At 66.9% G+C, this 13,672-nt stretch carries 14 protein-coding genes; 10 read left to right on the top strand and 4 right to left on the bottom strand.

The genetic code is table 11. The annotated features are described in order from the left end of the window. Window positions 1-11: 11 nt before the first annotated feature. Window positions 12-974, top strand: a complete 963-nt coding sequence (locus H0X90_RS15670) for a cyclase family protein (protein WP_006482595.1) — start codon at window positions 12-14, stop codon at window positions 972-974. A 136-nt stretch (window positions 975-1,110) separates the two neighbouring features. Beyond that, a complete protein-coding gene (locus tag H0X90_RS15675) occupies window positions 1,111-1,629 on the top strand; it encodes a DUF3455 domain-containing protein (protein ID WP_048987693.1) in 519 nt (172 codons plus the stop codon). A 122-nt stretch (window positions 1,630-1,751) separates the two neighbouring features. Here the strand turns inward: H0X90_RS15675 and H0X90_RS15680 are convergent, their stop codons facing one another. Beyond that, complete coding sequence (locus H0X90_RS15680) at window positions 1,752-2,417, bottom strand: O-methyltransferase (protein WP_006482616.1); 666 nt, start codon at window positions 2,415-2,417, stop codon at window positions 1,752-1,754. Window positions 2,418-2,465: 48 nt separating this feature from the next. Between H0X90_RS15680 and H0X90_RS15685 the strand changes: the two genes are divergently transcribed. The 3 genes from H0X90_RS15685 to H0X90_RS15695 all read left to right on the top strand — a co-directional run bounded on the left by H0X90_RS15685 (window position 2,466) and on the right by H0X90_RS15695 (window position 5,869). Next, window positions 2,466-3,143 carry a TetR family transcriptional regulator gene (locus tag H0X90_RS15685; protein ID WP_077188698.1) on the top strand — a complete coding sequence of 226 codons (678 nt, stop codon included), beginning with the start codon at window positions 2,466-2,468 and terminating at the stop codon, window positions 3,141-3,143. Window positions 3,144-3,673: 530 nt separating this feature from the next. Then, the gene (locus H0X90_RS15690; RefSeq protein ID WP_006494183.1) at window positions 3,674-5,062 is read left to right on the top strand and encodes an NCS2 family permease; all 1,389 of its coding nucleotides are present in this window, start codon (window positions 3,674-3,676) and stop codon (window positions 5,060-5,062) included. Window positions 5,063-5,275: 213 nt separating this feature from the next. After that, a complete protein-coding gene (locus H0X90_RS15695; protein ID WP_060265476.1) occupies window positions 5,276-5,869 on the top strand; it encodes a hypothetical protein in 594 nt (197 codons plus the stop codon). A 9-nt stretch (window positions 5,870-5,878) separates the two neighbouring features. Here H0X90_RS15695 and H0X90_RS15700 read toward each other — a convergent pair whose 3' ends face one another. Together H0X90_RS15700 and H0X90_RS15705 are read right to left on the bottom strand one after the other, a co-directional pair. Continuing rightward, window positions 5,879-6,280 (bottom strand): CopD family protein, encoded by a 402-nt coding sequence (locus H0X90_RS15700; protein WP_077188699.1) that lies wholly within the window; start codon window positions 6,278-6,280, stop codon window positions 5,879-5,881. Continuing rightward, window positions 6,277-6,585, bottom strand: a complete 309-nt coding sequence (locus H0X90_RS15705; protein WP_058902387.1) for a DUF3817 domain-containing protein — start codon at window positions 6,583-6,585, stop codon at window positions 6,277-6,279. Before H0X90_RS15705 ends, H0X90_RS15700 begins: the two co-directional genes overlap by 4 nt. Before the next feature lie 106 nt (window positions 6,586-6,691). On the opposite strand from H0X90_RS15705, the gene H0X90_RS15710 reads away from it, so the two are divergent. From H0X90_RS15710 to H0X90_RS15725, 4 genes are all read left to right on the top strand, one after another. Beyond that, complete coding sequence (locus H0X90_RS15710; RefSeq protein ID WP_006491810.1) at window positions 6,692-7,639, top strand: GlxA family transcriptional regulator; 948 nt, start codon at window positions 6,692-6,694, stop codon at window positions 7,637-7,639. 66 nt (window positions 7,640-7,705) lie between these two features. Next, the gene (locus H0X90_RS15715; RefSeq protein ID WP_006494179.1) at window positions 7,706-8,626 is read left to right on the top strand and encodes a LysR family transcriptional regulator; all 921 of its coding nucleotides are present in this window, start codon (window positions 7,706-7,708) and stop codon (window positions 8,624-8,626) included. 226 nt (window positions 8,627-8,852) lie between these two features. Further along, window positions 8,853-9,635: an ABC transporter substrate-binding protein gene (locus H0X90_RS15720; protein WP_006489206.1), complete on the top strand. Its 783-nt coding sequence runs from the start codon at window positions 8,853-8,855 to the stop codon at window positions 9,633-9,635. A 225-nt stretch (window positions 9,636-9,860) separates the two neighbouring features. Beyond that, window positions 9,861-10,976: a succinylglutamate desuccinylase/aspartoacylase family protein gene (locus H0X90_RS15725; RefSeq protein ID WP_077188700.1), complete on the top strand. Its 1,116-nt coding sequence runs from the start codon at window positions 9,861-9,863 to the stop codon at window positions 10,974-10,976. Between the two features lie 154 nt (window positions 10,977-11,130). Here H0X90_RS15725 and H0X90_RS15730 read toward each other — a convergent pair whose 3' ends face one another. Then, window positions 11,131-11,937, bottom strand: coding sequence for a MetQ/NlpA family ABC transporter substrate-binding protein (locus H0X90_RS15730; protein WP_006489221.1), 807 nt, complete (start codon window positions 11,935-11,937; stop codon window positions 11,131-11,133). Between the two features lie 492 nt (window positions 11,938-12,429). Here H0X90_RS15730 and H0X90_RS15735 point away from each other — a divergent pair, with 492 nt between their 5' ends. After that, entirely contained in the window at window positions 12,430-13,581 is a 1,152-nt protein-coding gene (locus H0X90_RS15735; protein WP_006491809.1) for a porin, read from the top strand. Window positions 13,582-13,672 lie beyond the last annotated feature (91 nt).

The following is a 13,672-nucleotide window of genomic DNA, read 5'->3' on the forward strand; positions in this document are numbered from 1 at the left end:
AGGAATCTGAAATGAAAACAACGCTCGCCCGGCTCGCGCTCGCCGCGATCCTGCCGTTCGCGGCCGCGCAAGCGGCCCACGCCGCCCCGTCCGCTCCGGCGGCCGACTGGTATCCGTCCGTCTATGGCGCGAACGACGAAATCGGCGCGGCCAACCTGCTGACGCCCGACGTCGTCAAGCAGGCGGTCGGCCTCGTGAAGGTCGGCAAGGCCTATCCGTTGGCCGTGCCGGTGGACAAGAACCTGCCGGCGTTCCGTCACCGCAGCTTCCGGCTGTACAACGTGCAGGTCGGCCAGCAGGCCGGCAAGAGCCTCGGTCCGAACAAGTTCACGTTCAACGACGAACTCGTCAACGCATGGACCGGCGTCGGCACGCAGCTCAACGGCATCGGCCACATCGGCATCGACAACGTGTACTACAACGGCAACCGCGCGGCCGATTTCGTGACCGTCGACGGCGTGAAGAAGCTCGGCGTCGAGAAGGTGCCGCCGATCGTCACGCGCGGCGTCGTGCTCGACATGACCGCCTACTACGGCAAGCCGATCGTGCCGGGCGGCACCGAATTCACGGTCGCCGACATCCAGGCCGTGCTGAAGAAGCAGGGGCTGACGCTGCGCAAGGGCGACGTCGTGCTGTTCAACACCGGCTGGCTGGAGCTGGTCGGCAAGGACGACAAGCAGTTCCTCGAGGTCGAGCCCGGCATCGGCATGGAAGCCGCGAAATGGCTGGCCGACCAGGGGATCGTCGCGTTCGGCGGCGACACGTGGGCGTCGGAGGTCTATCCGAATCCGCACACGCGGGACGAATTCCCGATCAACCAGTACATGCTCGCGAAGCGCGGCATCTACAACCTGGAACTGATCGACAGCCGCGCGCTGGTGCGCGACAAGGCGTGGGAATTCCTGTTCGTGCTCGGCCAGCCGCTGTACGTCGGCTCCACGCAGGTCAACATCAATCCGGTCGCGATCCGCTGATCGCGTGCGCCCTGCGGCAATCGCGGCGACTATCGCCGCGATTGTCATTTCCGTATTGCAGCCTGTGCGATGGGCGTCTAACGTTGACGGGATCGACGCCGTACGACCGTCACCCGACTTGAAAGGACGCCCCCTCATGCCAAGCCGCTCCCTGACACGCGACATGCTGCTGGCCCTTGTGGCCAGTCTTTCCCTGTCGGCTTTCACCGCGCCCGCACACGCCGACGAGGCCGCCGGCCTCGCGCCGCCGGCACCGGCCACGCCGGTGCTGACGACCACCGCGACCGGCGTGCAGATCTATGCGTGCGAATACGATGCCGACCACCGGCTCGCGTGGGCCTTCAAGCGCCCGGAGGCGATGCTGTTCGATGAAAGCGGCGCGCTCGTCGTGCGGCACGGCGCGGGGCCGTCGTGGGAAGCGCTCGACGGCAGCCGCATTACCGGCAAGAAGCTCGCGGAAATGCCGAGCGCAAGCGCGGCCAGCGTTCCGCAACTGCTGCTCGCGGCGGTGCCGGCCGCAACCGGCACGCTCGCCGGCGTGCGCTTCGTGCAGCGGCTCGACACGGCGGGCGGCACGCCGCCGGCCGCGACGTGCACGACCGAGCATGCGGTCGGCCGCTTCCCGTACTTCGCGCGCTACGTGTTCCTGAAGTGACGCGCACGGCGTCGCAAGCGACGGGCATCATCCCGTCGCCTTTCGCCATGTCCCAATTCAATCAGCGATCCTATATTCGATGCGGGGAAGCGTGAAATCGCCGACACCCTCGTTCCATCTGGTCAGCGTGTCCGCATCGACAATTCGACGTCGCCGCCGAACGGCACCGACAGATAGCCGTTTTCCGGTGCGCGCACGTAAGCAAGGTAGTCGGGGCTGTATTCCGCGTTGTCGGCCACGACGAACGCTCCCGCCCTGAGCCGCGGCTCGACCAGCGCGAGAATCTCCGGATACAGCGCCTTCGCTCCGTCGAGCAGCAGCAGATCGACCGCATCCGGCAGATCGTAAGCCAGCGTACGCAGCGCATCGCCTTCGCGAATCTCCACGAGATCAGCCAATCCTGCCGCCGTCAGGTTCGCCTGTGCGCGCACGACCTTCGACGGTTCAAACTCGCTCGTAATCAGCCGCCCGCCGCCGTTGTCGCGCAGCGCGGCCGCGAGATGCAGCGTCGAAATGCCGAACGACGTACCGAATTCGACGATTGCCGTCGCGCCGCCGCTGCGCGCGAGCATGTACAGCAGCATGCCCGTCTCGCGCGACACGGGAAGCGGGTAGTCCTTCAGGCGCGCATACAGATCGGCGTAGTCCGTCTTGCTGCGCATCAGCCGCGCTTGCTCGTCGCGCGACACGTTGGCGAAGGCCGGGCTCGTCGCGGGCGACGACGCGTCGGCTTCGTCGAACAGGCGCGCCAGCAGCGAAGCCAGCGGGTCGAGCATCAGGGTGGTCATGCGATATCTCCGGTAGCGGTTGAGTGCGTCGTTGCACCCGACTAGAATATGACGAACTATTCAGGTTTTACTATTCGCATTGGCAAACCGCTCATGACCGACCGCCGAAACGCCCCGATCGCCACGCGCAAGCAGCCTCGGCAGGCGCGCTCGACCCGTCTCGTCGAGGACGTCCTGCAGGCGGCTATTCAGGTTTTGGCGAGTGAAGGTGCGCAGCGCTTCACGATGGCGCGCGTGGCCGAGCGGGCCGGCGTGAGCGTCGGCTCGCTGTACCAGTACTTCCCGAACAAGGCGTCCGTGCTGTTCCGGCTCCAGCACGACGAGTGGCGGCAGACGTACGACATGCTGTGCGGGATACTGCAAGACACGCGAAAGACGCCCCCGGAGCGGCTGCGCACCGCCGTCCACGCGTTCATCCGTTCGGAATGCGACGAGGCGCCGATGCGCATCGCCCTCGACGATGCCGCCCCGCTCTATCGCGACGCTCCCGAGGCGCGGGAAGTGAAGGTCGAGGGCAACCGCGCGTTCAGCGCGTTCATGCGCGAAGCGCTGCCCGACGTGCCTGACGCGACGCATGCGCTCGCGTGCGAGCTGATCCTGACGACGCTCACCACGGGCGGCAAGGCGTTCTCCGAAACGGCGCGCACGCCGGCGGAAATCGATGCCTATTCGGCCGCGATGGCCGACATGTTCTGTGCGTATCTCGCGCATCTCGCGCACGCTTGAGGCCCGTGCCGACACGGAAACCGCGCACGCGCGCCGGCTGCATCGTCCGGATGCAGGTTGCGCACGGCGATGAACCCCGTCACCCGCCCCGGTTCGCACCGGCTTCCCGGTTCATCCTGAAAGCAGTTCGTAAAATCCAATGCCTCGCCCGCAGGCGCCCCACCCGTCGACCCTGCATTCAAATAGTCGCCTTAACGGATTCGAACTAGGCGTATACACGCGGGTCGACACGACGGAGCCCCGTTGCACGCCGATATAAGCGCTGCGACATGCGCTGCATGCTCTTCGCCCGATGGGACGTGATGGGCGGCTCGCCTAACCTTCGCTACGGCAAAGCACACGTGACGGGGTCGCCCACACCACGCGTCGTCCGACGCGACACCCTCGCGATCGTCTCGATTCGCACGTAACGACACGCATCACGCGTCATGCGTCCCCACGACGTTGCCGAACAATCCCAACTAGATACGAGACACCCTGACGACGGTTCGCTACGGGCCGTTTCAGCATGCTGATAAAGGAGCAAGCTCATGAGTGATACCCCGGTGCAGCCGACGGTCGGCGTCGGCGCGGAAGAAACTGACTTTGGCACCAAGGGAGTCATCGACCGCTACTTCGGCATTGCGTCGCGCGGCAGCACGCAGCGCCGCGAGATCATTGCCGGCGTGACCACCTTCCTCGCGATGGTCTATTCCGTGTTCGTCGTGCCCGGCATGTTCGGCAAGGCCGGCTTCGACACGAGCGCCGTGTTCGTCGCGGTGTGTCTCACCACCGCATTCGGCTCGCTGCTGATGGGCCTGTGGGCGAAGCTGCCGATCGCGATCGGCTGCGCGATCTCGCTGACCGCGTTCACCGCGTTCGGCCTCGTGCTCGGCAAGGGGCTGCCTCCGACGGTCGCGCTCGGCGCCGTGTTCCTGATGGGCCTCGTGTTCACCGGCATCTCGATCACCGGCGTGCGTTCGTGGATCCTGCGCAATCTGCCCGCGGGCGTCGCGCACGGCACCGGGATCGGCATCGGCCTGTTCCTGCTGCTGATCGCGTCGAACGACGTCGGCCTCGTGATCAAGAACCCGGGCGCCGGCCTGCCGGTCTCGCTCGGCCAGATCACCGCGTTCCCGGTCATCATGTCGGTCATCGGCCTCGCCGCGATCTTCGGCCTCGAAAAACGTCGCGTGCCGGGCGGCATCCTGCTCGTCGTGATCGCGATCTCGGTGTTCGGCCTGATCTTCGATCCGGGCGTGAAATACCGCGGCATCTTCGCGCTGCCGTCGCTGAGCGCGCCGGGCCACGCATCGCTGATCGGCGCGATGGACATCAAGGGCGCGCTGTCGATGGCCGTGCTGCCGAGCGTGCTCGCGCTGGTGATGACCGCCGTGTTCGACGCGACCGGCACGATCCGCGCGGTCGCGGGCCAAGCCGGCCAGCTCGACGAGAACGGCCGCATCATCAACGGCGGCCGTGCGCTGACCGCCGATTCAATCAGCTCGATCTTCTCCGGTTTCCTCGGCGGCGCGCCGGCGGCGGCCTACATCGAGTCGAGCGTCGGCGTGGCCGCCGGCGCGAAGACGGGCCTCGCGGCGGCCGTGGTCGGCCTGCTGTTCCTCGTCGTGATGTTCTTCTCGCCGCTCGCGGGCCTCGTGCCGTCGTACGCCACCGCACCGGCGCTGATGTACGTCGGCCTGCTGATGCTCGGCAGCGTGAGCAAGCTGCACATGGACGACATGGTCGACGCGATGTCGGGCCTCGTGTGCGCGGTGTTCATCGTGCTGACCGCGAACATCGTGACGGGCATCATGCTCGGCTTCTCGACGCTCGTGATCGGCCGCCTCGCCAGCGGCGAATTCCGCAAGCTCAACGTCGGCACCGTGCTCATCGCGGCCGTGCTCGTCACGTTCTATCTCGGCGGCTGGGCCATCTGAGCCCGGGACATGCGCGACGTCGCCTGCAGAAGGGCGGCGCGCATCGGGACGACATCGTCTCCTCCACCATCGTCGTTGATGGTCTCCAGGCCTGGGAACGCGAGTTTCCAGGCTTTTTTTGTCCGTGCGGCGCAGCGTGACGCGCTCCGTGAAAACGGCGCGACGCCCGTTCGCGCCCGGTGCTACGATCGCGTTTTGCCTTCAGGAGTCGCGATGAACACCCTCGGCATCGTCTCCGAATCGAGCACCCGGGCCTCGGCGCGCAAGCCGCCGTTCATTCCGTCGTTCGGCTTCCACGAAGTGCACGAATCGCAGCCGATCGGCGCGCCGCCCGCGCGCATCATCGACGTCGTCGCGTCGCTCGACATGCGCGCCGATCCCGTCATCGACACGCTGCTGACGGTGCGCGAATTCCCGGCGGCCATCGCCGGCGCGCTGCGCAACGTACCGGCCGGCCCCGGCCGCGCGCGCTTCGGCTTCGACGCCTTCACGCCGCTTCATCGCGACGACACGTCGCTGTCGCTCGGCTTGATCGGGCGCTTCTGGCGCCCGGCGCCCGACGTGCGCACCATCGCCGATGCCGACGCCTTCGTCCGGCACGACGACCCGCGCGACGCCAAGCTGGTACTCCGGTTCGAGGTGGTCGGGCTCGCCTCGGGCGCGCACATCCTGCGCACCGAAACCTTCGTCCATTGCCCGAGCGCACGCACGCGCTGCCTGTTCGCGCCGTACTGGCTCGCGATCCGGCTGGGAAGCGGCTGGATCCGGCGTCGTACGCTGGCGGCGGTCGAGCTCGCGCTGGCCTGATTCGCCGCGTCAGAACGGCTTGATCACGGCCAGCCCGACGACGAGCGCCATCGCGACGAGCGCCACGCCCGCCGTCTGCCCGAGCCACGGCGCCGGCACGACGACGAGATCGTCGCGCGCCATGCGCCGCAGCGTGCCGGCCAGGATTCCGTGCAGCACCGACAGCGCGACGACGACCGCGAGCTTCACCGACAGCCACGCGGTGCCGAACCAGTGACCGCTCAGCGCGAGCGCGATGCCGGCGATCCACACGATCGCGAGCGCGGGCGCCGTCACCGTGCGATCCCAGCGCCGCACCGCGCGATGCACGGCGAGGTTCGCGATCCGGACCGCGACCGACGACAACAGCAGCCCGCCGACGAACGTGACGACGGCGGCCAGATGCACGGCCTTCAGCACCAGGTAGATCATCGCGCGTGCCGCCTGCGCGCGATCCAGCCGGCGCTCGCCAGCCCCGCAAACGGCACGACGGCCGACAGCACGAGCCGCGCGACCTCGCCCTTGCGCCACAGCCCGCTCGACGCGGTGCCGACCACCGCCCACACGTACACCGCGAACGCGATGCCGTGAACCGGGCCCATGATCGATACCGCGACCGGATAACCGGCCAGATGCTTGAGCGGCACGGCCACGCACACCAGCGCGACGAGGGTGGTCGCCTCCAGCAGCGACAGGTATTGCAGGTTCCGCAACGCGTTGCGATCGTCTTGTGTCATCGGCAGGGCTCCAGGTGGTCCGCGGCGATTGTCGCGTGTAGTGCGGGTTCGAGCCATTGGCTAGAATGACATCTTTCAACGGATTCTGGCCACGGCCACGAATGCCATGCACACGGTCGCCGTGCTTGCTTTGCCCGATGTCGTCCCGTTCGATCTGGGTGTCGCGTGCGACACGTTCGCGCGCGTGCGGGCGCCCAACGTCGCGCAGGCGTACCGTGTCCGCGTGTGCAGCGACCAGCCGCGCGTCGGCGGCGACCTGTTCGAGCTGCGCCCGCCGTTTCGCCTCGATGCGCTGGCCGACGCCGACACGATCATGGTTCCCGGCACCTCCGTGCCGCTCGCGCCGACGTCGCGCCGCGTGCTCGACGCGCTGCGCGCAGCGGCCGCGCGCGGCTGCCGGATCGCGTCGATCTGCAGCGGCGCGTTCGTGCTCGCGGAAGCCGGGCTGCTCGACGGCCTGCGCGCGACGACGCACTGGCTCGCGGCCGCCGAACTCGCGCGCCGCTATCCGAACGTCGACGTCGATCCGAACGTGCTGTTCGTCGACAACGGGCGGATCCTGACGTCGGCCGGCGCGGCGGCCGGCCTCGATCTGTGCCTGCACATGATCCAGGCCGACTATGGCGCGGCGGTCGCCGTCGATGCCGCCCGCAGCGCGGTGGCGCCGCGCGTGCGCGAAGGCGGGCAGGCGCAGTTCATCGCGCCCGAATGGCCGGCCGGCGGCGACGGGCTGCACGACCTGCTGGACTGGCTGCACGCGAACCTGCGCCAGCCGCTGACGCTCGACGCGATCGCGCGCAAGGCGTCGACGAGCGTGCGCACGCTGACGCGGCGCTTCCAGGAGCAGACCGGCACGTCGCCCGGCCAATGGCTGCAGACCGCGCGCGTGCGGCATGCGCAGCAGTTGCTGGAGGTGACCGAGCTGTCGATCGAACATGTGGCGACGGAAGCCGGGTTCGGTTCGGTCACCGCGTTTCGCGAGCGCTTCGCGCGCATCGTCGGCACGTCGCCACAGCGCTATCGGCAGGCGTTCCGCGCGCGCGCCGATGCGTGACGTCGTCCGGATCGCCGCCTGAAGCATGAACCCGCCGCCCCCTTTCGCGCCAACCGGACCCGACCGATGACCCGCATCCGCAATCCCCTGAACATCGCGCAGCTCCAGGCGTTCGTCTCCGCCGCGCACCTGAAGAGCCTGCGCGCCGCCGCGCGCGAGCTCGGCGTCACGCAGCCGGCGATCACGCATACGATCCGCGAACTCGAAACGGCGCTCAACGCGGAGCTGCTCGCGCGCAGCGTGCGCGGCGTCGAGCTGACCGCCTGCGGCGAGGCGCTGCTGCCGCGCGCCGAGCAGTTGCTCGGCGACGTCCGCCGCACGGTCGAGGCTGTCGAGCAGGTGAAAGGCGAGATGTCGGGCCGCGTCGCGGTCGGCACGATGCCGTCGATCGCGCTGACCGCGCTGCCGCACGCGGTGACGGCGTTCCGCCAGTCGATGCCGAACGTCAGCCTGCATCTGGAGGAAGTGACGGTGCCCGACGCGCTCGCGCAGTTGCGCAACGGCACGCTCGACATCGCTGCGATGCACCATGTGCCCGCGCTCGACCGCGATTTCACGCAATTGCCGCTGCTGTCGACCGAATTCACGATCGTGATGCGCGACGGCCACCCGCTCGCGCACGCGCGCCGGTTAGAGGAACTGCTCGACGCCGAATGGATCGTCACCGTCGGCGCCGAGCAGTTTCCGCACAGCGTGATGGTCGGGATGTTCGAGGCGCACGGGCTGCCGCTGCCGAAACGTCTGCTGCGCTCGCCGATGTCGTTCGCGGTGACGCTCGGGCTCGTCGCGCGCTCGGACGTGATCGGCTGCTTCACGCGCCCGCTCGCCGCGATGGTCGCGCCGCTCGGCATCCGCACGGCCGAACTGGACGAAAGCATGCCGCGCTTCGACCTGTCGATCATCGCGCGGCGCGACCTGCTGCCCACGCCCGCCGTGTCGCACTTCGTCACCTGCCTGCAGCGCGCGGTCAACGAAACGCTCGGCTGAATCGTTCCTGTGGATGAAACGGCGGCGCACCCGGCGCGCCGCCGCCGGGCCCGATATCGGGGCTTGTCCTAGGCGCCCCGCCGGTATTTTGTCTTGATAATCTTGCGCACGTCGCGCGCCCCCATCGGGCGGGCGAAACGGACTGTCCGACGCGAAGCCGCGGCGGGCCGAAGGCTTACGGCGCGGCACAACCGCGCACCCATCGAACAAAACGAGGAGTCACCGAGTGAAAAAGATTCTTGCGGCTGTGACCGTCGCCCTGCTCGCCGTATCGGCCGGCAGCGCGTACGCGAAGGACTGGTCGACCGTGCGGTTCGGCGTCGACGCAAGCTACCCGCCTTTCGAATCGAAAGGCGCCGACGGCAAGGTGGTCGGCTTCGACGTCGATCTCGGCAATGAAATCTGCCGCCGCATGAACGCGAAGTGCGTGTGGATCGAAAACGACTTCGACGGGATGATCCCGGCGCTGAAGGCCCGCAAGTTCGACGGCGTGCTGTCGTCGATGTCGATGACGCCGGCGCGTCAGGAACAGATCGCGTTCTCCGCGAAGCTGTTCAACACGCCGACGCGCCTCGTCACGAAGAAGGGCACGGGCCTGATGCCGACGGCCGAATCGCTGAAGGGCAAGTCGGTCGGCGTCGAGCAGGGCACGATCCAGGAAACCTACGCGAAGACGTACTGGGCCTCGAAGGGCGTGAACGTCGTGCCTTACCAGAACCAGGACCAGGTCTACGCCGACCTGATCTCCGGCCGTCTGGACGGCGCGCTGCAGGACGCGGTGCAAGCCGAGATCGGCTTCCTGAAGACCCCGCGCGGCGCGAACTTCGACTTCGCCGGCAAGGATCTCGACGATCCGAAGACGCTCGGCAACGGCGCCGGTATCGGCCTGCGCAAGGAAGACACCGACCTGAAGGCGAAGATCGACGGCGCGATCGCCGCGATGCGCAAGGACGGCACGTACGACAAGATCGCGAAGAAGTACTTCGATTTCGACGTCTACGGCAAGTAATACGGCCGACGAACGCGCGATTCGGCGCGACGGGAACGGGCTCCGCACGGAGCCCGTTTTTTTTTACGCACGACGCGGGCGCCGTTATTTTTTCCGCGCCAAGCTGATGATTCTCAACGGAAAACCGCTTGTTCTGGCGCCGGTTTGATGGCGGCGAGGAAGGCAACGTACAATCGTTCTTCCACGCACACGGATCATTCGCGGCTGCGCCGCACTCCCCCCATCATGCAAACGCAGACCCATCCGCTGATTTCCCCCGCCGTCGGCACCGAACGCCAGATCACCAGCTTCCACTACGGCCCGCGCGGCGGCAAGAAGGTCTACATCCAGTCGTCGCTGCACGCGGACGAGTTGCCCGGCATGCTGGTCGCCACGCTGCTGCGCCGCAAGATCGCCGCGCTCGAGACGGCCGGCAAGCTGCGCGGCGAAGTCGTCATCGTGCCCGTGCCCAACCCGATCGGCCTGTCGCAACACGTGTTCGGCGATCATCTCGGCCGCTTCGAGCTCGGCTCGATGCAGAACTTCAACCGTAACTTCTACGATCTCGCGGCGCTCGTGCTGCCGCGCGTCGAAGACCGCCTCACGAACGACGCGCAGCGCAATCTCGCGGTCGTACGCACCGCGATGCGCGAAGCGCTCGACGAACAGAAACCGCGCACCGAACTCGACTCGCAGCGCCTCGCGCTGCAGAAGCTGTCGTTCGACGCCGACATCGTGCTCGACCTGCACTGCGACAGCGATGCGGTGATGCACCTCTACACGAACCCCGACCTCTGGGAAGACGTCGAACCGCTGGCGCGCTACCTCGATGCGCAGGCGTCGCTGCTCGCGCTGAATTCGGTCGGCAATCCATTCGACGAAATCCACAGCTTCTGCTGGTCGGATCTGCGCAGCCGCTTCGGCGACCGCTTCCCGATCCCGAACGGCGCGATTTCCGTCACGGTGGAACTGCGCAGCGAGCGCGACGTGTCGTACGAGTTCGCCGAAAAGGATGCCCAGGCGATCATCGAATACCTGACCGAGCGCGGTGTCGTCGAAGGCACGCCGGCGCCGCTGCCGCCGCTCGCGCATCCGGCCACGCCGCTCGCGGGCACCGATCCGCTCGTCGCGCCCGTGTCGGGCGTGATCGTGTTCCATACGCCGGTCGGCGTGATGATCGAGGCCGGCCAGGCCGTGGCCGACATCGTCGATCCGCTGACCGATCGCGTCGTCACGCTGAAGAGCAGCGTGTCGGGCGTGCTGTACGCGCGCCAGATCGTCCGTTTCGCGACGGCCGGCATGGAAGTCGCGCGCATCGCCGGCGCGACCGCGATCCGCACCGGTTCGCTGCTGTCGGCCTGAGCCTGGACGCCCGGCCCGCGCGCCGGGCCGCGGCGCGCCTCGCCGGCCCTCGCCTGCGTCAAACGAAATCGCCCGCTTGCGCGGGCGATTTGCTTTCCGAAGCGCGCGTCGCGCCGCCGATACCGTGTCGCCGGCCGCTACGCGCGAAGACCGCTCAGAACGCCGGCACGATCGCGCCGCCGAACTTCTGGTCGATGAACTTGCGCACGTCGTCCGATTCATAGGCCGCGACGAGCTTCTTCACCCACGGCTTGTCCTTGTCCTGCGCGCGCACCGCGATCAGGTTCGCGTACGGCCCGCGCAGATCCTCGATCGCGATCGCATCCTTCACCGGCGTGAGCCCGGCCTTGACCGCGTAGTCGGTGTTGATCGACGCGGCGTCGACGTCGGGCAATGCGCGCGGCAATTGCGCGGCGTCGAGTTCGACGATCTTGATCTTCTTCGGGTTCTCGGCGACGTCGAGCGGCGTCGCGTTCACGCCATTCGTGCCGACGCCCGGCTTCAGCTTGATCACCCCGTATTTCTGCAGCAGCAACAGCGCGCGGTTGCCGTTCGACGGATCGTTCTGGATCCCGACCTTCGCGCCGACCGGCAAATCCTTCAGCGACTTGAGCTTCTTCGAATAGAAACCCATCGGCGCGGTATAGGTGAGCCCGACGTTGACGATCTTGTAGCCGCGCTGCTTGATCTGGCTGTCGAGGAACGGCTGGTGCTGGAAGCCGTTCGCATCGAGATCGCCGGAATCGAGCGCCGCGTTCGGCTGCACGTAGTCGTTGAATTCGATGACCTTGATCGCGAGGCCTTCGCGCGCGGCGACCTTCGTCACTTCGGTCCAGATCTGCGCGTCGGGGCCGCTCATCGTGCCGATCTTCAGCGTTTGCGGGTCGGCGTGCGCGGCGGGCGCGGCGAATGCCAGCGCGGCGGCGAGTACGCCGAGGCCGGTCAGGATCGAATGTCGCATGGGGTGTCCTCTTGTCCCGTGTCGTTTGTTGGAGCACGGATCGTGGCACGGGGCCCGAGCGCCACCAACCAAGCTTATTTCATGTGCATATTCCTGATCGAGGTCGAACGACAGACAAATTCGGTATAACCCCGGATGTACATCCCGGGCAGAATTTAGGGCCTGCTTGCATAGGGAACGTGCATTCCCGTGGATTGAATTTTTAGTTTGGGGTTGCCACGAGAACGGCCGCTCGCCGCGTTGCGCTCCTTGCGAATACGCGAGTATTCGCGGCTTCGCGCGCCTCGCGAGCGGCCGTTCTCGTGGCAACGCATGCACGTTCCCTATGCAAGCAGGCCCTAATGTCGCATCGGCACCACACATTCTTCATATGACAGTCGCTGTCATATTCATTACGTGGCCCGCCGATAAAGTTGCGCCGGTCCGTGAAAGCGCCCGCAGAGAGCGCCGGAACCGCAACTGGACACGCCATTTATTCGCTCGGAGAATCCTTTGAACAAGAAACTGTTGACCATCGCCGCCCTGGCAGCAACGGCCGGCACGGCACACGCACAAAGCAGCGTGACCCTGTACGGCGTCATCGATGCCGGTATCAGCTACGTGAACCACAGCAAGACCGCCAACGGCGGCACGGGCAAGCTGTTCAAGTACGACGACGGCGTGGCCCAGGGCAGCCGTTGGGGCCTGCGCGGCACCGAAGACCTCGGTGGCGGCCTGAAGGCGATCTTCGTGCTCGAAAACGGCTTCAACAGCGGCAACGGCTCGATCGGCCAGGGCGGCGCGATCTTCGGTCGTCAGGCTTACGTCGGCCTGAGCCAGTCGCAATACGGCACGGTCACGTTCGGTCGCCAATACTCGTTCTCGACCGACATCCTCGGTTCGAACTACTCGACGGGCGGCAACACCGTCGCGGGTAACTATGCGTACCACGTGAACGACATCGACCAGCTCACGTCGAGCCGCATCAACAACGCCGTGAAGTTCCAGAGCGCAAACTATTCGGGCTTCACGTTCGGCGCGTTGTACGGCTTCTCGAACTCGACCGACTTCGCAGGCGCCCAGGGCACGGGCACCAACAACACCGGCGGTTCGTCGCGCGCATACAGCTTCGGCCTGAACTACGCGAACGGCCCGATCTCGGTCGGCGCGGCGTACACGGACATCCGTTTCCCGAGCCAGTCGACGCCGGCCTTCTCGACGTCGATCGCGAACCTGAGCACCGGCAACGTCCGCGACCTGCGCACGTACGGCGTGGGTGGCCGCTACGTCTGGGGCCCGGCAACGGCATGGCTGCTGTGGACGCGTACGCAGTTCTCGACGGTGTCGGGCTCGGGCGGCACGTTCTACAACGCATACGAAGCGGGCGCGAAGTACGCATTCACGCCGGCACTGTCGGGCGGCCTCGGCTACACGTACACGAACGCGACGCAAAACGGCAACTCGTGGCACTGGAACCAGGTCAACGGTATCGCCGACTACGCCCTCAGCAAGCGTACGGACGTGTACGGCCTGGTCGTGTACCAGCAGGCTTCGGGCCGCGGCGTGCAAGCGCAGATCGGTTCGAGCACGAGCTACTTCAACACGTCGGGCACGGGTTCGAAGAACCAGATCGCCGCACGTATCGGTATCCGTCACAAGTTCTAAAGCATCCGCTTAACTGTCCGCTCAACCTGCGGATCACGACGGCAAGAAGCGCCCCGCTCCACGCGGGGCGCTTTTTTATGGGCTTTTAAGT

The sequence above is a fragment of the Burkholderia sp. 9775_39 genome (assembly GCF_015712225.1).
GTDB lineage: Bacteria > Pseudomonadota > Gammaproteobacteria > Burkholderiales > Burkholderiaceae > Burkholderia > Burkholderia cenocepacia.